26 protein-coding genes and 2 pseudogenes are annotated in these 24237 nt (G+C 67.0%); 11 read left to right on the top strand and 17 right to left on the bottom strand.

The genetic code is table 11. The features are described from left to right. Positions 1-29: 29 nt before the first annotated feature. The 4 genes and pseudogenes from AB4Z42_RS04600 to amaB all read right to left on the bottom strand — a co-directional run bounded on the left by AB4Z42_RS04600 (position 30) and on the right by amaB (position 7657). A complete protein-coding gene (locus AB4Z42_RS04600; protein WP_442007907.1) occupies positions 30-4616 on the bottom strand; it encodes an ATP-dependent helicase in 4587 nt (1528 codons plus the stop codon). 32 nt (positions 4617-4648) lie between these two features. Beyond that, complete coding sequence (locus tag AB4Z42_RS04605) at positions 4649-5290, bottom strand: TetR/AcrR family transcriptional regulator (RefSeq protein WP_442007908.1); 642 nt, start codon at positions 5288-5290, stop codon at positions 4649-4651. Positions 5291-5357: 67 nt separating this feature from the next. Beyond that, positions 5358-6050: pseudogene (locus AB4Z42_RS04610) on the bottom strand (NADPH-dependent F420 reductase); the annotation flags it as partial. A gap of 62 nt (positions 6051-6112) precedes the next feature. Then, complete coding sequence (gene amaB, locus AB4Z42_RS04615) at positions 6113-7657, bottom strand: L-piperidine-6-carboxylate dehydrogenase (RefSeq protein ID WP_442007909.1); 1545 nt, start codon at positions 7655-7657, stop codon at positions 6113-6115. 87 nt (positions 7658-7744) lie between these two features. Between amaB and AB4Z42_RS04620 the strand changes: the two genes are divergently transcribed. Together AB4Z42_RS04620 and lat are read left to right on the top strand one after the other, a co-directional pair. Beyond that, positions 7745-8197, top strand: a complete 453-nt coding sequence (locus AB4Z42_RS04620) for an Lrp/AsnC family transcriptional regulator (protein WP_442007910.1) — start codon at positions 7745-7747, stop codon at positions 8195-8197. 52 nt (positions 8198-8249) lie between these two features. Next, a complete protein-coding gene (gene lat / locus AB4Z42_RS04625) occupies positions 8250-9587 on the top strand; it encodes an L-lysine 6-transaminase (RefSeq protein WP_442007911.1) in 1338 nt (445 codons plus the stop codon). On the opposite strand, the gene AB4Z42_RS04630 is transcribed toward lat, so the two are convergent. After that, positions 9584-10144: a restriction endonuclease gene (locus tag AB4Z42_RS04630; protein ID WP_442007912.1), complete on the bottom strand. Its 561-nt coding sequence runs from the start codon at positions 10142-10144 to the stop codon at positions 9584-9586. The genes lat and AB4Z42_RS04630 overlap by 4 nt on opposite strands. A 150-nt stretch (positions 10145-10294) precedes the next feature. Here AB4Z42_RS04630 and AB4Z42_RS04635 point away from each other — a divergent pair, with 150 nt between their 5' ends. The 4 genes and pseudogenes from AB4Z42_RS04635 to usfY all read left to right on the top strand — a co-directional run bounded on the left by AB4Z42_RS04635 (position 10295) and on the right by usfY (position 11956). Further along, a complete protein-coding gene (locus AB4Z42_RS04635; protein WP_442007913.1) occupies positions 10295-10969 on the top strand; it encodes a PAS and ANTAR domain-containing protein in 675 nt (224 codons plus the stop codon). 128 nt (positions 10970-11097) lie between these two features. Continuing rightward, the gene (locus AB4Z42_RS04640; RefSeq protein ID WP_442008116.1) at positions 11098-11415 is read left to right on the top strand and encodes a hypothetical protein; all 318 of its coding nucleotides are present in this window, start codon (positions 11098-11100) and stop codon (positions 11413-11415) included. Positions 11416-11436: 21 nt separating this feature from the next. Then, a pseudogene (locus AB4Z42_RS04645) lies at positions 11437-11529 on the top strand (flavodoxin); the annotation flags it as partial. A 118-nt stretch (positions 11530-11647) separates the two neighbouring features. Further along, entirely contained in the window at positions 11648-11956 is a 309-nt protein-coding gene (gene usfY, locus AB4Z42_RS04650; RefSeq protein ID WP_442007914.1) for a protein UsfY, read from the top strand. A 63-nt stretch (positions 11957-12019) separates the two neighbouring features. Here the strand turns inward: usfY and mbp1 are convergent, their stop codons facing one another. The 4 genes from mbp1 to AB4Z42_RS04670 all read right to left on the bottom strand — a co-directional run bounded on the left by mbp1 (position 12020) and on the right by AB4Z42_RS04670 (position 13913). Continuing rightward, the gene (mbp1, locus tag AB4Z42_RS04655; protein ID WP_442007915.1) at positions 12020-12259 is read right to left on the bottom strand and encodes a microaggregate-binding protein 1; all 240 of its coding nucleotides are present in this window, start codon (positions 12257-12259) and stop codon (positions 12020-12022) included. Between the two features lie 116 nt (positions 12260-12375). Then, on the bottom strand, positions 12376-12579 hold the full coding sequence (locus tag AB4Z42_RS04660) for a hypothetical protein (protein ID WP_442007916.1): 204 nt from the start codon (positions 12577-12579) through the stop codon (positions 12376-12378). 68 nt (positions 12580-12647) lie between these two features. Continuing rightward, positions 12648-13664, bottom strand: a complete 1017-nt coding sequence (locus AB4Z42_RS04665; protein ID WP_442007917.1) for a DNA topoisomerase IB — start codon at positions 13662-13664, stop codon at positions 12648-12650. An 81-nt stretch (positions 13665-13745) separates the two neighbouring features. Then, positions 13746-13913 (bottom strand): hypothetical protein, encoded by a 168-nt coding sequence (locus tag AB4Z42_RS04670; RefSeq protein ID WP_442007918.1) that lies wholly within the window; start codon positions 13911-13913, stop codon positions 13746-13748. A 121-nt stretch (positions 13914-14034) separates the two neighbouring features. On the opposite strand from AB4Z42_RS04670, the gene AB4Z42_RS04675 reads away from it, so the two are divergent. After that, positions 14035-14469, top strand: a complete 435-nt coding sequence (locus AB4Z42_RS04675; protein ID WP_442007919.1) for an ATP-binding protein — start codon at positions 14035-14037, stop codon at positions 14467-14469. Positions 14470-14531: 62 nt separating this feature from the next. After that, positions 14532-15254: an RNA polymerase sigma factor SigF gene (locus AB4Z42_RS04680; protein WP_442008117.1), complete on the top strand. Its 723-nt coding sequence runs from the start codon at positions 14532-14534 to the stop codon at positions 15252-15254. Here AB4Z42_RS04680 and AB4Z42_RS04685 read toward each other — a convergent pair. Beyond that, positions 15225-15665, bottom strand: a complete 441-nt coding sequence (locus AB4Z42_RS04685) for an STAS domain-containing protein (RefSeq protein WP_442007920.1) — start codon at positions 15663-15665, stop codon at positions 15225-15227. The two genes, AB4Z42_RS04680 and AB4Z42_RS04685, sit on opposite strands and share 30 nt — an antisense overlap. Positions 15666-15920: 255 nt before the next feature. Here AB4Z42_RS04685 and AB4Z42_RS04690 point away from each other — a divergent pair, with 255 nt between their 5' ends. Continuing rightward, positions 15921-16457 (top strand): nucleotidyltransferase family protein, encoded by a 537-nt coding sequence (locus tag AB4Z42_RS04690; protein ID WP_442007921.1) that lies wholly within the window; start codon positions 15921-15923, stop codon positions 16455-16457. Between the two features lie 21 nt (positions 16458-16478). On the opposite strand, the gene AB4Z42_RS04695 is transcribed toward AB4Z42_RS04690, so the two are convergent. Beyond that, on the bottom strand, positions 16479-16808 hold the full coding sequence (locus AB4Z42_RS04695; protein ID WP_442007922.1) for a hypothetical protein: 330 nt from the start codon (positions 16806-16808) through the stop codon (positions 16479-16481). 22 nt (positions 16809-16830) lie between these two features. Between AB4Z42_RS04695 and AB4Z42_RS04700 the strand changes: the two genes are divergently transcribed. Then, positions 16831-17529, top strand: a complete 699-nt coding sequence (locus AB4Z42_RS04700) for an SDR family oxidoreductase (protein WP_442007923.1) — start codon at positions 16831-16833, stop codon at positions 17527-17529. Positions 17530-17535: 6 nt separating this feature from the next. On the opposite strand, the gene AB4Z42_RS04705 is transcribed toward AB4Z42_RS04700, so the two are convergent. The 6 genes from AB4Z42_RS04705 to AB4Z42_RS04730 all read right to left on the bottom strand — a co-directional run bounded on the left by AB4Z42_RS04705 (position 17536) and on the right by AB4Z42_RS04730 (position 23333). Beyond that, a complete protein-coding gene (locus AB4Z42_RS04705; protein WP_442007924.1) occupies positions 17536-19332 on the bottom strand; it encodes an acetyl/propionyl/methylcrotonyl-CoA carboxylase subunit alpha in 1797 nt (598 codons plus the stop codon). Between the two features lie 124 nt (positions 19333-19456). After that, positions 19457-19867: a SufE family protein gene (locus tag AB4Z42_RS04710; RefSeq protein WP_442007925.1), complete on the bottom strand. Its 411-nt coding sequence runs from the start codon at positions 19865-19867 to the stop codon at positions 19457-19459. Positions 19868-19895: 28 nt separating this feature from the next. Next, positions 19896-20783: a sulfurtransferase gene (locus tag AB4Z42_RS04715; protein WP_442007926.1), complete on the bottom strand. Its 888-nt coding sequence runs from the start codon at positions 20781-20783 to the stop codon at positions 19896-19898. 23 nt (positions 20784-20806) lie between these two features. Then, positions 20807-21448: a nucleoside triphosphate pyrophosphatase gene (locus AB4Z42_RS04720; RefSeq protein ID WP_442007927.1), complete on the bottom strand. Its 642-nt coding sequence runs from the start codon at positions 21446-21448 to the stop codon at positions 20807-20809. Then, entirely contained in the window at positions 21445-21678 is a 234-nt protein-coding gene (locus tag AB4Z42_RS04725) for an acyl-CoA carboxylase subunit epsilon (protein ID WP_442007928.1), read from the bottom strand. Before AB4Z42_RS04725 ends, AB4Z42_RS04720 begins: the two co-directional genes overlap by 4 nt. A gap of 14 nt (positions 21679-21692) precedes the next feature. Continuing rightward, positions 21693-23333, bottom strand: a complete 1641-nt coding sequence (locus AB4Z42_RS04730; RefSeq protein ID WP_442007929.1) for an acyl-CoA carboxylase subunit beta — start codon at positions 23331-23333, stop codon at positions 21693-21695. 77 nt (positions 23334-23410) lie between these two features. On the opposite strand from AB4Z42_RS04730, the gene AB4Z42_RS04735 reads away from it, so the two are divergent. Next, positions 23411-24217 (top strand): biotin--[acetyl-CoA-carboxylase] ligase, encoded by an 807-nt coding sequence (locus tag AB4Z42_RS04735; RefSeq protein ID WP_442007930.1) that lies wholly within the window; start codon positions 23411-23413, stop codon positions 24215-24217. Positions 24218-24237: the final 20 nt, after the last annotated feature.

Below are 24237 nucleotides of genomic sequence, written 5' to 3' on the forward strand. Positions count from 1 at the left end.
CGGTATTGCAGGCGGTGATCTTCCCCCCGCTAGCGCAGCCGCAGGCCGCGGGGTGTCCGCGTGAAGCCCGCGCCGATCAACGCGTCCTGGACGGCGGCGCGCTGGCCGTCGGCGCCAGGTTCCAGTACCGAGACGCCGTTGACCTTTTCGACCAGGAAGCCTTGGACCCGGCCGGCGCTGACCAGATCGACCAGCGCGGCCGCCGCAGCGGGGTGCGCGCCGGCGTCGTCGGTGAAGCTCAGCAGCGAGCGTCCGCCACGTTCGAGGAACCACACCAGCTCGCCGTCGACCACCGCGACAAGGGCACCAGCCTTGCGGCCGGGGCGGTGCGCGATGTCTGCGCTGTCACCGCCGGCGTCGGCACTCTTGCGAGTCGGCCACCGGAGTGCCGCCCCGTACGGATTGGCCGGGTCGGCGGCGGCCATCGCCACGGCGTGATACTCGCGATGGTCGGGCTCGACACTGTCGAGGTAGGACCGCAGCCTGTCCACCGTGGAGGCCACCGCGAACTGCGCACCTCCCAGCGACTCGACGAAATACCCGCGCTGGCACCGGCCGACGTCCTCGAACGCCGTCAGCACCTTATAGAGCATGGCGAAGCCGCCCGGCACCTCCTCCGCGGCGACCGCGCCCTTGGTCAGCACGCCGTGGCGGTTGAGCAGCAGTTCGGCCTGGAAGTGCGCGCGCACAGTGGATTCCGGTTCGGCGGCGGGCAACGCAGACCAACGGCCTGCGACAGTCGGGTCGGCACTCCGTGCCTGGGCGTGCGCGACGCTGTAGCGGCTCAGCCGCGGTGGACGACGGGCCTGGCGGTGCGCCGGGGCGCCGTGGCGACCCGATGATCGGCGGGGACCCGTAAGCAGCGCCCGCACCGGAGCGAATGTATCGCCGGTGATCCAGCCCGCCCAGATCAGTTCCCACAGAGCCTGTTTCAACTCGTCGTTCGGATTGTCGGCGAGCTGACGAAAGAAATACGCACCGCCGCGCTCGAGCGTTTCCATGATGGCGCGGTGCGTGTCGGTGAACTCGATCTCCGTCGGTGCCGCGAGGGTCAACGCCGCCGAATCGGCGGAGTGGAAGGCGATCCAGCCGTCGCCGCCGCCGATCTGGCCCGCGCCCGACCATGTGACCTCGCCAGAGGCCAGCAGCTCGTCGAGCATCGCGGGCTGGTAGTCGCGGACGCGCTGGCCGAACACCAGCGACTCCACCGCGGACGCCGGCACCGGAACGCCGGCCAGCTGCTCGATCACCTGCGCGAGGCCGTCCACTCCGGCGTTGTGGGTCGACCCGACCTGCTGCCACGCGGGCAGAAAACGGCCGTAGGCGGCGGTGCTGACTGGCTCGACCTGCGCCCGCAACGCGGCAAGCGACCGGCGGCGCAGGATCTTCAGAACGTCGGCATCACACCACTCGGTGGAATCGGTCGCTGTATTGGATGTCGCCGCCGGGGCGGCTCCAGTGGTGAACTCGCCGCGGATCAGCTTGCCGTCAATCGCCATCCGGCCCAGCAAATCGGCCGTGACCCGTAGCCCGAGTCCGAAGCGGGCCGCGGCGTCGTGGCTGGTGAACGGTCCGCGCGTGCGGGCGTAGCGGCCGAGTAGCTCGCCGAGCGGATCGTCGACCGATTCGGTGAAGGCTGTCGGCACCCCCACCGGCACGGCCACACCGACGCCGTCGCGCAGCAGGCCGATGTCCTCGATGGCGACCCACCACAATTGGTCGGCGAACGACACCGTCAGCGCACGCTTGGAGGCCCGCAGACCATCCAGCCAGCCGCCGACTTCGGTGGTCGTGCACCGTTCGGCGATCTCGGCCTCGGTCAGGGGGCCCAGCATTCGTAGAAGGTCGGCGATGCCCTCGGCGTCGCGGGCCCGGCGATCCTCGCTGAGGTGCTGTAGCTGATTCGTGGTCGTGGCGATGACTTGTGGATCGAGGAGTTCGCGCAGTTCCACCCGCCCGAGAAGCTCAGCCAGCAGCACGCTGTCCAGTGACAGGGCGGCCGCGCGGCGCTCGGCAAGCGGGCTGTCGCCCTCGTACATGAATGCGCCGACATAACCGAACAGCAGCGAGGCCGCGAACGGTGACGGTGTGGTGGTCTCGACCTCGACGATCCGCAGCCGGCGCTGCGCCACTCGGCGCATCAGCTCGGTCAGTGCGGGCACGTCGTAGACGTCCTGCAGGCATTCGCGCACCGCCTCCAGCACGATCGGGAAATCCGGATACTTGCGTGCGACATCGAGCAGTTGCGCCGCGCGCTGCCGTTGGTGCCACAGCGGTGACCGCTTGCCGGGATGGCGCCGCGGCAGAAGCAGTGCGCGGGCGGCACATTCGCGGAACCGGGAGGCGAACAATGCCGAGCCGCCGACCTCCGCGGTGACGATGGGCTCGATCTCGTCGGCCTCGAACACGAACAAGTCGGCACCAGGTGGGGGTGTTCCGACATCAGACCAAGTGTCGGGCAGTCGCACGATGATGCCGTCGTCGGACGCCGTCGGTTTCTCGTCGATGCCATAGCGCTCGCGCAGCCGGCGGGAGACCGCAAGGGCGAGCGGACCGTGCACCCGCAGTCCGTACGGGGAGTGCAGGATGACCCGCCAGTCACCGAGTTCGTCGCGGAAGCGCTCCACCACGAACGTGTTGTCCGTCGGGACCACCCCGGTCGCCTGCCGCTGCTCATCGATCAGCTGCCACAGGTTGTCGGAGGCGTAGTCGTCGAAACCCATTGTGCGGCAACGGTCGATGAACTCGTCGCGGCCCAGTTGCGCCAGCTCGCCGGTGAACGCACCGACCGCCGCCCCCAGCTCGGGAGGGCGGCCCACGCTGTCGCCGCGCCAGAACGGCAGCCGGGCGGGCTGTCCCGGTGCAGGCACGACCAGCACCCGGTCATGGGTGATCTCGGTGATCCGCCAACTGGTCGCACCGAGGGAGATCACATCGCCGGGACGCGACTCGTAGACCATCTCCTCGTCGAGTTCGCCTACTCGCGAAGGCTTCTCGGAGTCAGTGGCCAGATAGACGGTGAACAGGCCGCGATCGGGGATGGCGCCGCCGGACGTCACGGCCAGCCGTTGCGCGCCGGGGCGGGCCGTCAAGGTGCCCGCGTCGCGGTCGTACACCAGCCGCGGCCGCAGTTCGGCGAACTCCGTTGACGGGTACTTGCCGGACAGCAGGTCCAGTGTCGCCTCGAAGGCGCTGCGCGGCAGCGTCGCGAACGGGGCGCTGCGCCGGACCGCGTCGAACCAGCGGTCGGCATCCAACGGCTCGAGGGCACACGCCGCCACCGTGTGCTGTGCCAGCACGTCGAGCGGATTCCCAGGCACCCGCATGGTCTCGATCTCGCCGGCCAGCATTCGCTTGACGGTGACGGCACACCCGATCAAATCCGTTCGGTGCTTGGGAAACAGCACGCCCTGCGAGATTTCGCCGACCTGGTGCCCGGCGCGACCGATGCGCTGCAGCCCGCTGGCCACCGACGGGGGCGCCTCGACTTGGATCACCAGATCGACGGCACCCATGTCGATGCCCAACTCCAGGCTGGACGTGGCGACCACGGCCTTGAGCCGGCCGCTCTTGAGGTCGTCCTCGACTTGAGCACGCTGTTCCTTGCTGACGGACCCGTGGTGCGCGCGGGCGAGCAATGTCGGAGCACCCAACGACGCTCCGCTGGCCATCAGCTGTGCAGGGAAACCGCCGCCGACCTTCGGGTTGTGTTCCATGGATACACCCGAGCCAGAGCGGTCGGCGTGAATCTCGTTGAGCCGCGAGGTGAGTCGCTCGGCCAGCCGCCGGGAGTTGGCGAACACGATCGAGCTGTTGTGCGCCTCGATCAGATCGACGATGCGCTCCTCGACGTCGGGCCAGATGGTGTTGTTCTCGAGGTTGGCCATATCCGGAACGGGCACCGTCACGGACAGGTCGAAAGTTTTGGCCGCAGGCGGCGCGACGATGGTCGTGCGCGCCTGGCCGGACAGGAACCGCGCCACCTCTTCGGCCGGGCGGACCGTCGCGGACAGCCCGATGCGCTGTGCGGGCTTGTCGAGTAGTTGATCGAGCCGCTCGAGGGACAGGGCCAGGTGCGCACCGCGCTTGGTGCCCGCGACGGCGTGCACCTCGTCGACGATGACCGTCTGCACCTCGGTCAGCGTCTCGCGGGCCGCGGAGGTGAGCATCAGGAACAGCGACTCCGGCGTGGTGATGAGGATGTCCGGCGGTTTGGTGATCAGCTCGCGGCGCCGGGCGGGTGTGGTGTCCCCGGACCGCACGCCCACGCTGATGTCGGGCGCGGAGACGCCGCTCCGTTCGGCGAGGCGGCCGATGCCCGTCAACGGCGTCCGCAGGTTGCGCTCGACGTCCACGGCCAGCGCCTTCAGCGGGGACACGTAGAGCACTCGCGTGCCCGCAGCGGCCGGACGGGGTTCCGACGCTGCGAGGCGGTCGATGGCCCAGAGGAACGCGGCGAGCGTCTTGCCGGATCCGGTGGGTGCGATGACCAGCGTGTTATCGCCGTCGGCGATGGCTGACCAGGCCTGCTCCTGGGCCGGTGTCGGCTCGGCGAACGTGCCCGTGAACCACTCGCGGGTCAGCGGGCTGAACCGGGCGAGGGGCGTGGTGCTCATCTAGCCATCGTGCAGGAGCCCACCGACAAATATCAGGGGTGCGCGGCCGCGACGAACTCTGCCAGCGCCTCGGGAATCCCCGGGACCCGCGCGACCGCGTCGAGCAGGGCGTGCGCACACGCGTCAGCTACGTAGTCGACCTCGATCGAGGGGTCCAGCATCCGCTGCCTACACGTCTCGAGAATGAAGGCCAACCATCCGTAGACGACGACGCGCAGGTTGCGCTCGACCTTGGCGTCGAGCTGATCACCGCCGAAGCCTTCGACAATCCGATCGACCTGGCGATCGTTGTCGCTGTCCTCGATGCCGCGCAGGATGGGATCGGAGCGGCCCGCACCCATGTGGGCTGCCCACGCGACGTTCGGGTTCTCCTCGTAGTAGCGGAGGTAAGCGATGACGCCCTCGCGCAACTGGTCGAACAGGCTCAGGCCGGGGGAGGGCGGGGCATTGGTCGCCTCGAAGAGCCGCTCGCTCTCGGCGCGCAGCACCGCCGCGAAGAACGCCCGCTTATCGGGAAAGTAGTGGTACATCAGCGCGCGGGATACGCCGGCCTTCTCGGCGATCTCGTCGATTCGGACCTCGTCGTACGGTCGTTGCCCGAACACCTCGGCGCCCAACGCGAGAAGCTCAGCCCGCCGATCTTCGGGAGAGAGCCGCCGGCGAGGTTCAGACATGCCGACAGTCTAATTGACACATGTCCAACAACGTCAACGTGTACGTACCAAGCCCACCGAACCCGGCCTAGTCGACGACTGATGCCGTACGAGCAGAAAATTCGGACGTACGCTCGCGTGTCGCCTCGGCGAGGGCCTTCCGGGTGTTGTCCGCGTCGAAATCCTTGCCATAAACAGGTGTTCCTGGCTGCTGACGCCACGACTCGGAGATCGGACCGGAATCGATCGGCTGGAAACCGAGTTCATCGACGATCCCGTGAACAAGTGCACGACCCGGTCCGTCCTCGCCGGCGATCGGGAGTGCGATGCGATTCGTTGTGCCGCTGGGTGTTCCGTTCTCGAGCAGGTGCTTCCACCAGATTCCGTTGAACACCTTGTAGACCGGTGCACCGATCTGCTCGGCGACCCACGCACTCTCGACCTGACCGTCCTCGATCGCCGCGATCTCACCATCGCGCTGCTGTGGGTAGTAGTTGTTGGTCTCGATCACCGGGGCGCCCGATTTTCGTGCGTCGACGATCCCGTCGGCGAGATCAGGAACGTTCTTCTGCGGGATGCTCACGATCACGAGGTCGGCATCGGCCGCGGCATCCTTGGCCCATACGGCCGTCGCACCCGTCTCGTTCGCGAGGTCGGCGAGCGTTTCGGGGGAACGCGAGTTCGACACGCTCACCTCGTGTCCTAGTTGGCGCAGCCGACGTGTCAGCGTGCCGCCGATCTGTCCAGCCCCGATGATTCCGACCTTCATGTGTCGCCTCCGTGCGGTGTTTGGGTCACCGTCCGCGCAACGTCCGGTCCGCGACCCCTATTCCGCGCGACGCGTCAGCCGAAGTGCACACCTTGGGCCAGCGGCAGCTCGGACGAATAGTTGACGGTGTTGGTGGCCCGTCGCATGTAGGCCTTCCACGAGTCTGAACCCGACTCACGCCCGCCGCCGGTCTCCTTCTCGCCGCCGAATGCGCCGCCGATCTCAGCGCCCGACGTGCCGATGTTGACGTTGGCGATGCCACAGTCCGAGCCGTCGGCGGCCATGAAGCGTTCCGCCTCACGCATATCCGTGGTGAAGATCGACGACGAAAGGCCCTGCGGCACTGCGTTGTTCATCGCGATCGCTTCGTCCAGCTCGTCGTAGGTCATCACGTAAAGGATCGGCGCGAAAGTCTCCGAATGCACCACCTCGGTCTGCGCCGGCATGCGGACGACGGCCGGGGCGACGTAGTAACCGTTGTCGTCCCCGAGCTCGCGGCGGTCCCCGCCGAACACCTCGCCGCCGTCGGCTCGAGCCTGTTCGAGTGCCTTGACCATGTCCCGGTATGCGGTCTCGTGAATCAGCGGGCCGACCAGTGTGCCGTCTGCCGCGGGATCGCCGATCGCCAACTGCCGGTAGGCGGAGGTGATCCGGTCGACGAGTTCGTCGGCCACCGAGGAATGCACGATGAGGCGGCGCATGGTCGTGCACCGCTGTCCCGCCGTGCCCGCGGCGGAGAACACGATGCCGCGCACCGCGAGATCCAGGTCGGCCGACGGCGTGACGACGGCGGCGTTGTTCCCGCCGAGCTCGAGCAGCACTTTCCCGAAGCGTTGCGCCACCCGGGGCCCGACCTGCTGGCCCATCCGCACCGAGCCCGTGGCCGACAGCAGCGCCACGCGCGGATCGTCGACGAGGCGCTCACCGATCTCGCGGCCACCCTGGATGAGCCGGCTGACCTCGCGCGGGGCGCCCACGTCGTCGGCCGCCCGCTCGATCAGGGCCTGACAAGCTAGGGCCGTCAGCGGGGTCAGCTCCGAGGGCTTCCACACGACGGTGTCGCCGCACACCAGGGCGATCGCGGTGTTCCAGGCCCAGACGGCCACCGGGAAGTTAAACGCCGTGATCACTCCGACCACGCCGAGCGGATGCCAGGTTTCCATCAACCGGTGCCCGGGGCGTTCCGACGCGATGGTCTTGCCGTAGAGCTGACGTGACAGGCCGACGGCGAACTGGCAGATGTCGATCATCTCCTGCACCTCGCCAAGGGCTTCCGAGGTGATCTTTCCCGCCTCGACCGTGACGAGCGTCGCGACATCGGCCTTGTGCTCGACCAGGAGCTCGCCGAGTCGCGCCACCAGCGCACCGCGCACCGGTGCCGGCGTTGTCCGCCACGTGGTAAACGCCTGCGCCGCTTCGGTAATGGCGACATCGGCCTGTTCTCCGGTGGTCTCGGCGATCGTGAACAGCACGTCGCCGGTGATCGGAGTGCTGGCGTGCAAACCATGCTGTCCGGGCTCACCCAGTTCGACGTCCGAGCCCACGGAAGCCAGCGCATTGCGGACCTGGGTGCGCAGATCGTCGGCCGTCGGTAGTTGTGTCTTCTGCATGGTCGTCATGATTGATGCGGCTTTCTCGTTGAGCTCGGATGAATCGTGAATGTGCGTGCGCTCATTTGGTGTCTCTGCTCGGCTACAGTGCGGGCCATGAGCGAACCGCTCGACGACATCGACCGTGTGCTGGCGCGTGAGTTGGTCGCCGACGGACGGGCCACGCTGGCCCACCTCGCGGAAGCGGCGGGTCTGTCGGTATCGGCGGTCCAGTCGCGTGTGCGACGGCTCGAAGCCCGCGGTGTGGTGGTCGGGTATTCGGCCAGGATCAACCCTGAAGCCGTCGGCAACATGCTGTCGGCGTTCGTGGCCATCTCCCCTCTCGATCCCTCTCAACCCGATGATGCTCCTGCGCGGCTCGAACGCATCGATGCCATCGAGTCGTGTCACTCGGTGGCCGGCGAGGAGAGCTACGTCCTGCTCGTACGTGTCGAGTCCGCGCGGGCGCTGGAAGACCTGCTGCAACGGATCCGGACGGCGGCGAACGTTCGCACCCGAAGCACCATCATCTTACAAACTTTTTACGATAGACGCGACTCAGTGCCGTAACTGTTACGGCCAGATGGCTAGTTCGCCGTAAAAATTCTGTTAAAATCGGTCCATGACCGCTCTCCTGTCGCAATCTGCCCACGAAGTCGCGGCCTCCGGCGTCCGTCCCGACGACGTCCGCGACGTCCTCGCCCGCAGCATCCTGGCCGACGGTTTGGACCTCATTCTCGACCTCGATCGCTCATCGGGCTCGTACCTCGTCGACGCCCGCACCGGCAAGCGCTACCTCGACATGTTCACGTTCTTCGCGTCGTCGGCGCTGGGGATGAACCACCCGGCGCTGGCCGGCGACGAGGACTTTCGCGCCGAACTCGCCGCGGCGGCGGTGAACAAGCCGAGCAACTCCGACATCTACAGCGTGCCCATGGCGCGATTCGTCTCTACGTTCGCGCGCGTGCTCGGCGATCCCTCGCTGCCCCATCTGTTCTTCGTCGACGGGGGAGCGCTGGCGGTCGAAAACGCACTGAAGGTCGCGTTCGACTGGAAGAGCAGGCGCAACGAGGCGCACGGGCTCGACCCCGAGCTCGGGACCAAGGTGCTGCACCTGCGCGGGGCCTTCCACGGCCGCAGCGGCTACACGCTGTCGCTGACCAACACCGACCCCAACAAGGTCGCCCGGTTCCCGAAATTCGACTGGCCCCGCATTGACGCGCCTCACATCCGGCCCGGTGCCGACATGGATGAGGTGGAAGCGGAGTCGCTTCGTCAGGCCCGTGCGGCATTCGAGGCCCATCCGCACGACATCGCCTGCTTCATCGCCGAACCCATCCAGGGCGAGGGCGGGGACCGTCACTTCCGGCCCCAGTTCTTCGCGGCGATGCGTGACCTGTGCGACGAATTCGATGCGCTGCTGATCTTCGACGAGGTGCAGACAGGCTGCGGGATGACTGGAACCCCTTGGGCCTACCAGCAATTGGGAGTGACTCCCGACGTGGTCGCATTCGGTAAGAAGACCCAGGTGTGCGGTGTCATGGCGGGCCGCCGAGTCGACGAGGTACCCGATAACGTCTTCGCGGTCAGCTCGCGGATCAACTCGACGTGGGGTGGCAACCTGGCCGACATGGTGCGCTCACGGCGCATTCTGGAGGTCATCGAAGCCGACATGCTGATGACCCGGGCGACCAACACCGGCCGATATCTTCTCGACCGTCTGTGCGAACTCGCCGCAGAGTTCCCCGGCCTGGTGCTCGACGTCCGGGGACGTGGGCTGATGTGTGCCTTCAGCCTGCCCAGCACCGCGCAGCGCGACGAGCTGATAGGCACGTTGTGGGATCGCGGCGTCATCATGCTCGCAAGCGGCGCAGACAGCGTGAGGTTCCGGCCCGCGCTGACGGTATCGCGCGACGAGATCGATGCCGCGGTCGACGCGGTGCGCAACGCGCTGCGTTAGACCTCGGTCGGCGTCGCGGGGTCGGTCAGGCGCCGGATCGTCGCACGCAGGCGGACCAGATCGCCGCCACCGACCAGCTCGCAGCCATGCAGCTCGGCCAGTTTGCGTGCCGCGGGGGTGAATTCGTGGTTCGTGACCACCATGGTCCTGGCGCAATCCTGCATCGGTGCCCCCGCGACGACCTCTTGGACGGCGCCCGCACCGACCGGTCGCGACTGGCGTTTGCATTGAATGGCAAGGCGATTCGGACGCCTGCCGACGATGATGTCGACACCCCAGTCGCCGGTGATCGACGTCATGATCACCGGCGCCCCACTGGATCGCGCGATGCGCGCGACGTGGTCCTCGAATTCCGTGCCCGACATCGCGGCGGTCACATCCTCACGGGGGTGCGCGGTACTCGCGCCATGGATCGCACCGCGCAGGAAGTGAGGTGCCGCCGCGATGATCATCGGAGCGACCGCGGCGACCACCAGGCTCCACCCAGGCGTCGCCCCAAGCGCCCACGCGACCGAGCCAAGGACGGCCGCGGCGAGCAGACGCCACTTCAGTGCCACGCGCGAATGGTAGGGCGGCGCACCGACATCGGTCACCAATCGCACCGCGTGTCACCGCGGCCAGCCCTCTTCGACTCGGGTTATCCGATAAGCGAAGTGTCGTGCGAGCCGTAATAGCTCATGGCGGGTGGCCGTATTAATCTGCATCGTATGAGCGATGAGCTGGCCGAACTCGGTGGGCAAACGCCCATCGAGCACGCGCTGGCCGGCGGAGATCCGCAGCGCGTCGGTTCGTTCAAGTACTACTTCGCCGAAGAGCGCTGGGAGTGGTCGCCCCAGGTGCAGCGCATGCACGGCTATGAGCCGGGCTCCGTAGATCCCACCACCGATCTGGTGCTGTCGCACAAGCACCCTGACGACTACGGCCAGGTCGCCGCCACGCTGGACGAGATCCGCCGGACATCGGGGGCGTTCTCCACCCGACACCGCATCATCGACACGCACGGTGACATTCACCACGTGGTCGTTGCCGGTGATCAGCTCTTCGACGACGCCGGGGCCGTTATCGGCACCCACGGGTTCTACGTGGACGTGACCCCGTCGATCGAGCAACGCCACGACCGGATCGTCACCGAGGCGGTCGCCGAGATCGCCGAGGCGCGCGGCGTCATCGAGCAGGCAAAAGGCATGCTCATGGTCATCTACCGGATCAGCGCCGACTCGGCGTTCGAGCTGCTCAAGTGGCGCTCGCAGGAGACCAACACCAAGCTGCGGACGTTGGCCGAGCGGATCGCCACGGACTTCCTGGAGTTGCGGTACGACGAGGAGCTGCCACCGCGCAGCGCCTACGACAGGCTGCTGCTCACCGCGCACGACCGCGTGTAATCCGAGGTTTACCGGCCCCGACCACCGGGAACTATCTTTTTCGTCTCCACCAGCGAATCCGGGAGAGTCCGTCCGTGTATCAGAGTACTGAGCGTGTGCGCCAAGATGACGCCAACGTGCGCGACGCCATGCGCTTCGGCGCGGTCGTTGCCGTGGTCGCCATCGCGTTCCTGATCACGGCCGCGGTATGGGTGAGTACCTGCAGCGGCGCGACCGCTGACACGGTGGCCTGCGGCGTACCGCAGCGCGCCCTGCTCGCGGTCGGCGCACCGGTCATCCTGCTGATCGGCGGACTGCGTGCCTTCTTCCGGACTTACCAGACGTGGCGTAAGCGCGAAACCTGGTGGGCCTGGCAGGGTGTCGGCTGGTTCCTGCTGACGATGATGCTGCTCGTGCTGACCATGAGCATGCCGCCGCTCGCGGGATCCGCGGTATTCGGCGGCTGACCTGCGTCGGCGCAGTCGTCGCTGACCGCAGTCGCGCTGGTGTGCAGCCTCAAACCAAATCCGGCACCGTCCAGTAGCGAGCTGCTGTCCGAGCGTGTCTGCGAACAGCTGCGCGAGGGGCAATACCCGCCCTACCAGTGATGTTCGTTTCTCGCACATCGGCGCCGGGTAGGCCTACCGTGGAAATCAGCCCACTCAGGGCGGCCGCAGGTATGCCGAGAGAGGAGTACCGATGAAAGGCCCGAAAGATCCCGTCGACCACGCCAGGACGACCCGTCCGCACGCTGGGGAATCGATGAAGGACAACAAGATAATGCCGGGGCTCATCCTGATCGGAGTGGCCCTCGTGCTGTTCGTCTCCTGCTTGGCGGCGTTCGCCACCGGGCACCACGATGTCGGCCTGGTGCTGGCATCTTCTGCCGGTGCGGGATTCGTCGTCGGCGGAGGCTGGCTGCTCGTCGAACACCTCCGAGTGCGACGCATCGAAGAGCGTTGGTACGCAGAGCATCCCGACGCGCTGAGGCAAAGGCCAAGTAGCTAACCGCACACAGAAAAGGGCCCAGCCGAAGTGAAGGATTCGACTGGGCCCTCTTGCTCTGGGTTACTACCGCTGCTCGGACTTCTGGCGCTCTTCGGCTGCCTTGGCTCCGCCGCGGGCGGCTTCCGCCTCGGCTTCCTTCTTGGCGGCGTCCTGCTGTGCATCGGCCTTGTCCTGCTGGGCCTTGCCCTCGCGGACCATGTCATCACGGCCGGTCACTGTGCCAACCGTCTCCTTGGCCTTGCCCTTGACGTCTTCGACGACGCCCTTGATGCCTTCTTCGGGACCACTGTTCTTCTCAGTCATAGTTGCCTTTCCGCTGATGTAGTGGAATAGCCGTGCCCACTTCTTGAGCGTGGGGCCGCGGGGAAATCCCCCGTAGTCAAGGGGTAACCCGGGCCCGCTGGTGCTAAACGCGACGATCAATCGTTCCGGAAAAGCTCTTCCGGGTCGACGTCGACGGTCTCAAGTTGCTCCTGCCAGTCGGCGGCGGCGACTTCGAGGGGCGGTTCGGTCGGCGACTCGGCAGATGCTTCTTCGTCCCAACCCGGATCACTGACCGGCCGCAGTTGCTCGGCGGCATCGGCGGCGGGCACGTGGTCGAACGGGTCTTCTCTGTCGCTCATGGTGTTCGGGGAATACCCTCACCGCGAATCCCGAAAACGGTTCGCCACTGGCATCTTTGGTCGTGTTGTTAACTCTTGGCGACCTTCCGGATAAGGCGGGCGGTGCTGCTGTCGAGGATAGCCTGACGTTTGGCCGGGACTCTGGTGCGTGCCGCCCGACGGGCGCCCGCCGCGATGGTGAGGCCGGATTCGTATCCCTCGACGACCCGCGGATCGACATACGAACGCCGCGCCACGGCAGGCGTGTTGCCCAGTTCTTCGGCGACTTCCTTCATGACGGCCGATTCCACGCGCTTGACCACAGTCTTGTTGTCGGGGGGGTCGGCGTCCACGAATGCGCCGGCCGCCAGCACCGTGCCGTGCCACGTGCGCAGATCCTTGACGGTGTACTCGTCACCGACGAGCTCCTTGAATCGGCCGTTGAGATCGTCGGCGTGCAGATCGGTCCACCCGGAACCGTTGCGGCACACGAACAACCGCTCGGAACGATCCGGTCTGCGCATCAGCGCGCGCACCGCCCGAACCACCTCGGCATCCTCGATCACCAGCGTCCGGCGAACCCCGCTCTTGGCGGGATAGTCGAACTCGACCGTCTTCTGCGCAAGCGTCACGTGTTCGCACAAAAGCGTCGCGAGACCGAACGAGTTGTTCTCCTCGGCGTACTGCTCTGACCCTGAACGGAAGTACCCCAGATCGAGCAGCTGCAGCGCCACCGCGATGACCCGCTGGCGCGTGAGCCCCCGCTTGCGCAGATCCGACGCGATCTGTTGCCTCATGTCGGACAGCGCTGCCGACATGTGCAGTGCCCGGTCGAATTTCTCCTCGTTCCGCTCCTCCTGCCACTTCTGGTGATAGAGGTACTGGCGCCGGCCGGCGGCGTCGGTTCCGACCGCTTGAATGTGGCCGTTGGGGTGGGAGGAGATCCAGACTTTCTTCCAGGCCGGCGGGATCACAAGGCCTTTGATGCGCTCCAGCGTCTCAGTGTCGGTGATCGGGGCGCCGTCGGGATCGTAGTAGGAGAAGCCCTGTCCTCTCCGGACCCGGCGCAGTCCGGGTCCGCGCAGCTCACTACGGCGAAGCCGCATGTTTGGCGCGCGACCAGGTGAGGGTATGGAACGGTGACCATGGCGAATCACCAACCGAAACGGGCGACCACATCTTCGGCCTCACTGCATCATCGGGGCCAGGATGACGAACACCCCGACGTAAATCGCCGCCAGGACCAAGACGAGTCCGACTACCGCAAGGCCGGCCATGACGACGATCCGACGCAGCCCTCGGGTGCCACCCGGTTCTGCATCGCCGAGCCGGCCGCGCGACTCAAACTGCTTCATGACCGGGGATTACCCGGCGTGGGCGCCAGCCACACGTCATCGTTCACTGACCGCGAGACCGTTCGTGGTTAGCGGGGAATCGACCTGGGGTAATCTCGCTTCGACATTGTCGGGAGGTCAAATGGCCGACGTTGCTAAGACGAACAACGGTCACCAACGAAACACAGGAGCGGTCGAACTTCGGGTGGCCGCCACACTGGAAAATCTTGCTGTGCTGCGCACGCTCGTGGCTGCCGTCGCGACGTATGAGGATCTGGACTTCGACTCCGTTGCAGATCTGCGGCTGGCGGTCGACGAAGCATGCACGCGCCTGATCCGCTGCGCCGTGCCCGACTCGACGCTGCTGCTTGTCGTCGACCCGCGGGAAGATGCGGTGATCATCCACGCATCGGCGACCTGCAAGAGTCCCGACATCCTGGCGCCCGGCAGCTTCAGCTGGCATGTGCTGAGTTCACTGACCGATGATGTGCGGACCTTCCAGGATGGGCAAGGCCCTGAGGAAGGACAGGTGTTCGGGATTTCCATGACAACGAGGCGAGCGAGCTCGTTGCAGTGAGCCCGTCGACGTCACAGGGTTCGTCGTCGCGATCGAACTCTGAGTACGCGGATGTCGCCGACATGTTCCGCGAACTCGAGCGCATACCCGAAAACACGGCGCCGTTTCAGCGGCAGCGCGACCGTATCGTCGAGCGCTGTCTGCCGCTTGCTGACCACATCGCCCGCCGATTCGACGGGCGCGGGGAAGCCCGCGACGACTTGGTCCAGGTCGCCCGCGTGGGCCTGGTGAACGCGGTGATCCGCTTCGATGTGAACGCCGGTTCCGACTTCGTGTCCTTCGCGGTGCCGACCATCATGGGTGAGGTCAGGCGGCACTTTCGCGACAACAGCTGGTCGGTGAAAGTGCCGCGCAGGCTCAAGGAACTCCATCTGCGGCTGGGCGCCGCCACCGCGGAGCTTTCCCAGCGACTCGGCCGCGCTCCCACCGCCTCGGAACTGGCCGCTGAACTCGAGATGGACCGGGACGAGGTGGTCGAGGGCCTGGTGGCGGGCAGTTCCTACAACACGCTGTCGATCGACAGTGGCGGTGGAGGAAACGAGGACGCGCCGGCGATCGCCGACACGATCGGTGACGTCGATCTTGGCCTCGACCAGATAGAGAACCGAGAAGCGTTGCGGCCGTTGCTCGCAGCGTTGCCCGAGCGGGAACGGACGGTGCTGCTGCTGCGATTCTTCGAATCGCTCACGCAGACCCAGATCGCCGAGCGGGTGGGCATCTCGCAGATGCACGTGTCCCGGCTGCTGGCGAAATCTCTAACGCGCCTCCGGGACCAGCTGCAGTAGGCGCCGCGGTTCGCCCCGCACCGCAGAAAGCGCGGTATCGACGGCGCTGTGGAACGGCAGAGTCGAACCGGGGTCGCAGATCCGCAGCAGTCGCGTCACGGCGGCGCTGGGCACCGAAGCCCACGCGATGGATTCCCCGGCACAGCGGACGTTCAGCGCGTGCAGCGCCGAAAAGCCTGATGTGCCAAAGAAATCGACCCCGCTCAGATCGAGCACCAAGCGGTTGATGCGCGCGTCGTGTCGCAGCGCGTAGTCGACGAGCTCCTGTGAGTTGGCCGCGTCGATCTCGCCGTGCGCTGTGACCACGGCGGTGTCCGGCGGCAACCATCGGGTGGCGAAATGCGCCATATTGGATTCGGCGCGTTCGTTCAGGGATTCCGGCGAAGCCGGCTGGGTATGTGTGGTGGACATTTGTGACTCCATCAGTGGTGAATGCATTGATTCGTACTGTGGCTCACGTCAAAATTTGGGCCCTGCGTTTTTGAAAGCCTCGCTGCAGGGAGATCAGACCGCCCTGCCCGTCGATGACGTTTGCAGCTGGCTGTTACCTCAACCTGTATCGAACCCTACCCCTGAATGCTGCCTGACGACAGTTAACCGAGCTAACTGCAGGTCAGGAGTGTGTGTCGGGTTGTGTGGGCCACCGCTCGCGGCCACACTGGTGGCATGTCGCCAACGGCCGCCGGTGTGCTGCTCGCCGCCGGGGCGGGCACGCGGTTCGGTATGCCGAAAGCGCTTGCCGCACAAGGCGAATGGCTGGCCCTAGCGATTGCCGCGTTATGCCGTGGAGGTTGCGACGACGTCGCCGTCGTATTGGGTGCGGCGATCGTCGATGTGCCTGCGCCTGCCCGCGCCGTCGTCGCGACCGACTGGTCGGACGGGCTGTCCGCCTCGCTGCGGGCAGGGCTGTCCGCGATCGAGGCCGACTTCGCGGTGCTGCACACCGTCGACACACCCGATGTGGGCGCCGACGTGGTGGCAAGGGTGCTGGCCGCTGCGCAGTCGTCGCCCTCAGGGCTTGCCAGGGCGGTCTACGGCCACGTGCCTGGCCACCCGGTCGTGGTGGCCGCCCGGCACTGGCCCGAACTGCTGCGTGGACTTCGTGGCGACGAGGGTGCGCGGGCGTTTCTCTCGGCTCGCCGCGACGTCGTCGAGGTGGATTGCGCCGACCTGGCGACCGGGCGTGATATCGACGCCGGCTGAGCCGGCAATCGGGCGGATGCGTCAGGTGATCGTCAACCCCAGCATCGCGGTGGCGAAGCGGCGCACCGACTGCTCGGCGACCGCGGCGGCGTCCTCGTGGCCGTCGCGCGCTCTGGTCCTCAACGTGGACGTCACCGGATCGATGCTCACCTCCGCCAGCATCTCGCCCGTGGTCGGTTCACAGACCGCCCACGTGTAGCCGGTCTCGGTTGCCCACTGCGTGTTGCACCGCGCGATGTAGCCGGGGTCGGACTCACCCACCGCGGCCAGCGCTGGACGGTCGTCGATCAGCTCGTCGTCCCGCAGAGCACGCAGATACCAAGCGCCTGCATTGATCTCGACTGGCTCCACACGTCGATGGTAGGCATGGCCTATGAAGATCACAGTGACCGGTGCCAGCGGTCTGATCGGCACCAAAGTGGTCGGTCTGTTGACGGCCGGCGGACACGAGGTGGTTGCCGCAGCGCGCAGTTCGGGTGTCGACGTGCTCACCGGCGAGGGGTTGAACGAGGCATTGGCGGGCGCCGACGCGGTCGTCGACGTCACGAATTCGCCCTCGTTCGAAGACGGCCCGGTGATGGAGTTCTTCACCAAGGCGACGACGAATCTCGTTGCCGCCGCGGAGAACACCGGCGTCGGCCACTACGTCGTGTTGTCGATCGTCGGCGCCGACGGCCTTCCGCTCAGTGGCTACATGCGGGCCAAGGTCGCCCAGGAGAAGGTGCTCACCGAATCCGGCGTGCCCTACACGATCGTGCGTGCCACGCAGTTCGCCGAGTTCACCGACGCCATCACCGGATCGATGACAGTGGGTGACGAGGTGCGCGTTCCCGATGCGCTGATCCAGCCCATCGCGGCGGACCAGGTCGCCTCCGACGTCGCGCGTGCGGCCGTATCCGCGCCTCGCAACGGTGTCGAGAACATCGGTGGGCCGGACAAGATCCCGTTCGAGCAGATGGCTCGCGAGTCGCTGGCCCGTCAGGGCGACGACACGAAGACCGTCGTCGTCGACCCCGAGGCCCGCTACTTCGGCACGCCGCTGCAGCGCGACAGCCTCGTCACGCCCGGCTGAGGGGACCTACTTGATCTCGGCGAGCACCGTGCCCTGAGTGACGGCCGCACCCGCCTCGACCGCGAGGCCGGTGATCACGCCGTCCTTGTGCGCGGTCACGGGGTTCTCCATCTTCATCGCCTCGAGGACCACGACGAGGTCACCGGAGGCGACCTCCTGGCCCTCCTCGACGGCCACCTTGACCACGGTGCCCTGCATCGGGGCCGTCACCGAATCGCCGGATGCCGCCGCACCGCCCTGCGCTCCACGCTTGCGCGCCTTGGGTTTCTTGCGCACGACGCCGCCGCCCGCGGGAGCGCCGCCACCGCCGATTGCCAGGTCGCCGGGCAGCGACACCTCGAGGCGGCGCCCGCCGACCTCGACGACGACCGACTGCCGGGGAATGGTGTCTTCCTCTTCGATGGCTTCACCGCCGGTGAACGGTTCGACGGTGTTGTCCCACTCGGTCTCGATCCAGCGGGTGTGCACGTCGAACTTCTCGCCGTCGCCGATGAACGCCGGATCGGCCACCACGGCGCGGTGGAACGGGATCACCGTCGCCAGGCCTTCGACGTGGAACTCGGCCAGCGCGCGGCGTGAACGGGCCAGCGCTTCCTCGCGCGTGGCGCCGGAGACGATCAGCTTGGACAGCATCGAGTCGAACTGTCCGCCGATCACCGAGCCGGCCTCGACGCCCGAGTCCAAGCGCACGCCGGGCCCGGTGGGGATGTCGTACCGGGTCACGGGGCCGGGGGCGGGCAGGAAGCCGCGGCCCGCGTCCTCGCCGTTGATGCGGAACTCGAACGAGTGGCCGCGCGGCGTCGGGTCCTCGGTGATGTCGAGGGTCTCGCCGTTCGCAATCTTGAACTGCTGGCGCACCAGGTCGATGCCCGCGGTCTCCTCGGTGACCGGGTGCTCGACCTGCAGGCGGGTGTTCACCTCGAGGAACGAGATCAGCCCGTCCTGGCCGACGAGGTACTCGACGGTGCCTGCGCCGTAGTAGCCGGCCTCCTTGCAGATGCGCTTGGCGGACTCGTGGATCTCCTTGCGCTGCGCGTCGGTCAGAAACGGCGCCGGGGCCTCCTCGACCAGCTTCTGGAAACGGCGCTGCAGCGAGCAGTCGCGGGTGCCCGCGACGACGACGTTGCCGTGCGTATCGGCGATGACCTGGGCCTCGACGTGACGCGGCTTGTCCAGGTAGCGCTCGACGAAGCACTCGCCGCGACCGAACGCCGCGACGGCCTCGCGGGTGGCCGACTCGAAGAGGTCGGGGATCTCCTCGATCGTGCGGGCCACCTTCATGCCGCGGCCACCGCCACCGAACGCCGCCTTGATGGCGATCGGGACGCCGTACTCCTTGGCGAACGCGACGATCTCTTCGGCGTCCTTGACGGGCTCGGGCGTGCCGGGCACCAGCGGCGCGTCGGCCTTGGCCGCGATGTGCCGTGCGGTGACCTTGTCGCCGAGGTCGCGGATGGACTGCGGGCTGGGGCCGATCCAGATCAGCCCGGCGTCAAGCACGGCCTGGGCGAAGTCGGCGTTCTCCGAAAGGAATCCGTAGCCGGGATGGATCGCGTTGGCGCCGGACTTCTCGGCGGCCTCCAGGATCTTCTCGAACACCAGGTAGGACTCTGCCGACGTCTGGCCACCGAGTGCGAAGGCCTCGTCGGCGAGCCGCACGTGAGGTGCGTCGGCATCGGGCTCGGCGTACACGGCCACACTTCCCAGCCCGGCGTCCTTGGCTGCCCGGATCACCCTGACCGCGATCTCCCCGCGATTGGCGACAAGCACCTTGGAGATCTTTGAGCTGGCGTGACTGGCCACTGCGCCTCCTGATGGCATGTTTTTTAAGAAACGTCTTTAAGAATGTATCGGAGGCAGTTTAGGAGACGCCGACGGGTCGGGGGTGAAGCGGTGCCGTTAACCGGCCCACGGTGTGGCGCGGGTCTCAGCGCAGGTGGCGCTTGATGCGCGCGAGCATCGCCGACATACCGCGAAGGCGCAGCGGGCTGATCAGCGCCGCCAGCCCCAGCTCACTGTAGAAGTCGTCGGGCACAGCGAGGATGTCGTCGGCGGATTGTGCGTCCAGACCCGCGGCGAGGATCGCGGCGAACCCCCGCGTAGTCGGCGCTTCCGCCGGCGCGCTGAAGTACAGCCGGACGTTGTCGCGGTCGGTGGCGTCGACATGAAGAAACAGCGGCGACTGGCATTCGGGCACCGGCTCCATCGCCGCCTCTTCGAGGTCGTCGGGCAGTGCAGGCAGCTCGCCGGCGAACTCCAGCAGCAGCTGCAGTTTGTCCTGCCCTTGCATGTCCTTGAAGTCGGACACCACCTCGGCCAATGGGGCCGGCATGCTCATCGGCACATCGTTCGCTCGCAGGCGTCGCTCACGGCGCTTCGCCGGGCTCTTCCCCGACGGCGACGGGCACGCGCACGGCGTTGCCCCATTCGGTCCATGAGCCGTCGTAGTTGCGCACCCCCTCGCGGCCGAGCAGATGCGTCAGCACGAACCAGGTGTGACTGCTGCGCTCGCCGATGCGGCAGTACACGACGGTCTTGTCGTCGGGGGACAGGAAGCCGTACAGCTCGTCGAGTTCGGCCCGGCTGCGGAACTGACCGTTGTCCCTGGCCGCCTTACCCCACGGGATCGACTTCGCGGTCGGGATGTGTCCGCCGCGCAGCGCGCCCTCCTCGGGGTAGTCGGGCATGTGGGTCCGCTCGCCGGTGTACTCCTGCGGTGAACGGACGTCGATCAGCGGCTGGGCGCCGAGGATCCCCAGGACGTCCTCTTTGTAGGCGCGGATGGGCGCATCGTCGCGTTCGACGACGGGGTAGCCGGTGGTCGTCTTGGCCGGTACGTCGAGGTTCGTATCGCGGCCGTCGGAGATCCACAGGTTGCGTCCGCCGTCGAGCAGTCGCACGTCGGGGTGGCCGAACAGCGTGAACACCCACAGCGCGTAGGCCGCCCACCAGTTGCTCTTGTCGCCGTAGATCACGACGGTGTCGTCGCGGGAGATGCCCTTGCGGTCCATCAACTCGGCGAACTGCGCGCCGTCGATGTAGTCACGGACGTGAGGATCGTTGAGGTCGGTGTGCCAGTCGACCTTCACGGCGCCAGGGATGTGGCCGGTGTCGTAGAGCAGCACGTCCTCGTCGGATTCGACGATGGCCAACCCGGGCCGGCCCAGGTTGCCCGACAGCCAGTCGGGGGTGACCAGGCGTTCGGGATGGGCGTAATCGGCCAGGGCGGGAGCGGGATCGGCAGGCAGCGGCACGACTCCGAGCCTACCCAGGACGGCTAGGGGACCGGGTTCGCGGACCAGAGGTCGGCAATCGACAGGCCGCCATCCGCGAGCAGGCGCCGGATGAGTGGCAGACCGATGCCGATCACCGCCGACGGGTCGCCGTCGACACCGTCGACGAACCATCCGCCAAGGCCGTCGAGTGTGAATCCGCCCGCAACGGCCGTCGGCTCACCGCTGCCCACGTACGCGGCGAGATCGGCGGGGGTGGGTTCGCCGAACCTGACCGTGGTGACGGTGGCGTCGGCGGCGCGCCACGCTACGGCGTTGTCCTGCAACCGAATCACGCTGTGCCCGGTGTAGAGCTCACCTGAGCTGCCCGCCATCTGCTGCCACCCCAACAGCGCCTCGTCGGTGGTTGCGGGCTTGCCGCGCAATTCGCCGCCGCGGTACAGCATCGAATCGCAGCCGACGACAACACAATCGGCGGCGATGGTGGCATCCAGAATTCCGGCAACGGCCTCGGCCTTGGCCAATGCGAGCGCTGTCGTGACCTCACCGGGCGTGGCCGACGGGTCCAACGTTGCCATGGCGGCGTCCTCGTCGACACCGGACACGATCACAAGTGGATCAATCCCGGCCTGGCGCAACACTTTACGGCGACCGGACGACGCTGACGCGAGGACGAACCGCGTCATCGACGACGCATGTGTGTCCGTTCCTGCAGGGAAACCTTCTGCCAGCTGAAGACCGAGTAGCGCAGCCGGTCCACCGGATGGCCCCACAGGTTCTCTTCCTGCTCGCGCGGCTCCTCCGGCGTGCCGGCAGCGGCTGCGAACACGGCGATCACGGCAGCGAGCTCCTCAGGAGTCGGCTTACCCCTGAGGACCTGAATGACGGGCTGGTGCGGCTGCGCTTCCTCAGTCACCGTGGACTCCTCGCTCACAGCGGTATGTTCCCGTGCTTCTTCGGCGGCACCTGCGTCACCTTGCGTTCGAGCAGGCGCAGCGCGGTGGCGACGTAGCCGCGGGTGTGCGACGGCGGGATCACCGCGTCGACGTAACCACGTTCGGCGGCGATGTACGGATTGACGAGGGTGTCCTCGTAGGTCTGCTGCAGTTCCAGCCGCAGTGCGTCGACGTCGTCGCCGTTCTTGGCCGCCTGGCCCAGCTGCTGGCGGTAGACGAACCCGACCGCACCTGCGGCGCCCATCACTGCGATCTGCGCGGTCGGCCACGCCACGTTGACGTCGGCGCCCATCTCCTTGGAGCCCATGACGCAGTACGCGCCGCCATAGGCCTTACGGGTGATCACGGTGATCTTGGCCACCGTGGCCTCGCCGTAGGCGTAGAGCAGCTTCGCGCCGCGGCGGATGATGCCGTTGTATTCCTGTTCGGTGCCCGGCAGGAAGCCCGGCACGTCGACCAGCATCACGATCGGGACGTTGAAGCAGTCGCAGGTGCGGATGAACCGGGCGGCCTTCTCCGAGGCGTTGATGTCCAGGCAGCCGGCGAACTGGGTCGGCTGATTGGCCACGATGCCCACCGGGCGGCCTTCGATCCGGCCGAACCCGACGACGATGTTCTGCGCGTAACCCTGCTGCACCTCGAGGAATTCGTCGTCATCGAGGATGCGGGTGATGACCTCGTGCATGTCGTAGGGCTGGTTCGGCGAATCGGGGATCAGCGTGTCCAGTTCGAGGTCCTCGTCGGTGAGGTTGTCCTCGATCGCGCCCGCCGGAACCGTCGCGGGGTAGCGCGGCGGGTCGGCGTAGTTGTTGGCCGGCAGGTAGGACAGCAGTTCGCGGACGTAGTCGAACGCGTCCTGCTCGCCCGTGGCGACATAGTGCGCTGTGCCGGACTTGGCCATGTGCGTGTGCGCACCGCCGAGTTCCTCCATCGTGACGTCCTCACCGGTGACCGTCTTGATGACGTCCGGTCCGGTGATGAACATCTGGCTGGTCTGGTCGACCATGACGACGAAGTCGGTCAGCGCGGGGGAGTACACGTGGCCGCCCGCTGCGGCGCCCATGATCAGCGAGATCTGCGGGATCACCCCGGACGCCATGATGTTGTTGTGAAAGATCTTGCTGTACAGGCCGAGTGATACGACGCCCTCTTGGATTCGCGCGCCTGCGCCGTCGTTGATGCCGATGAGCGGTCGGCCCGTCTTGATCGCGAGGTCCTGAACCTTGACGATCTTCTCGCCGTAGACCTCGCCGAGGCTGCCGCCGAACACCGAGACGTCCTGGCTGAAGATGCATATCTCGCGGCCGTCGATGGTGCCGTAGCCGGTCACCACACCGTCACCGAACGGGCGCTTCTCGGCCAGGCCGAAGTTCGTGCTGCGGTGCCGGGCCAACGCGTCGAGTTCGACGAACGAGCCCTCGTCCAGCAGTGCGAGGATGCGCTCGCGGGCAGTCAGCTTGCCCTTGGCGTGAATCTTCTCGACTGCCGCCTCGCCGACCGGGTGCAGCGTCTCTTCGGCGCGCTTGCGCAGATCGGCCAGCTTGCCCGCGGTGGTGTGGATGTCGATTTCGTGCTCGCCCGAGGGCTCGACCGACTGATCGCTAACGCTCGTCATGAGGGTCGATGCTAACGAACGTCCTTAAGATCTCCTTAGGCAGGCTCGCGCATCGACACGCTTTAGGGTGAACCCCGATGACTCCACAGCGTGCTCCCCTCGACGAAGCGGCGTTGCGCGCCGGCATCCTCGGCGGCCCGGTGTGGCAATCGGTCGAGGTGGTCGCCGAAACCGGCTCCACCAACTCCGACCTGATCGCGCGGGCCAACCGCGGCGACTCCATCGCGGGTGCCGTCCTCATCGCCGAACACCAGACCGCGGGCCGCGGCAGGCAGGGGCGCAGCTGGTCGGCGGCGCGATACGCGCAGATCACGATGTCGGTGGCGATCGACGCCGACGGTGTGCCCACCGACGCCTGGGGGTGGCTTCCGCTGGCGACCGGTGTCGCCATCGTCGATACGGTGACCGGCCTCGGCGCCGACGCCGGATTGAAGTGGCCCAACGACGTGCTCGCCGGCGACGGCAAGCTGGCGGGAATTCTCGCCGAGGTCGCCGCCGGGCAGCGGGCGGTCGTCGTCGGCATCGGCCTCAATGTGTCGCTCACCGGTGACGAGGTGGGCGTCGCCGGCGTCACGTCACTTGTCGGCCTCGGGGTGACCGCACCGGATCGGGAGCGCATCATCGTCGCGCTCCTCGGCGAGTTGGGTCGCCGCATCGCGGCTTGGCGTAGCGCGGGCGGTGCCGACCCGGAACTGATCGCCGACTATCGTGCCCGCAGCCTGACCCTCGGCATGCCGGTACGCGCGATCCTGCCCGGTGATCGTGAGATCGTCGGGGTCGCACGCGACATCGATGACCAGGGCCGGCTGTCCATCGACACCGACGGCAGGACGACGACGGTGGCCGCGGGTGACATCGTCCACTTGCGGCCCGCGGACCGCTGACACCCCATAGGGTCATCGCC

This window comes from Mycobacterium sp. 2YAF39 (assembly GCF_052114565.1).
Taxonomy (GTDB): domain Bacteria; phylum Actinomycetota; class Actinomycetes; order Mycobacteriales; family Mycobacteriaceae; genus Mycobacterium.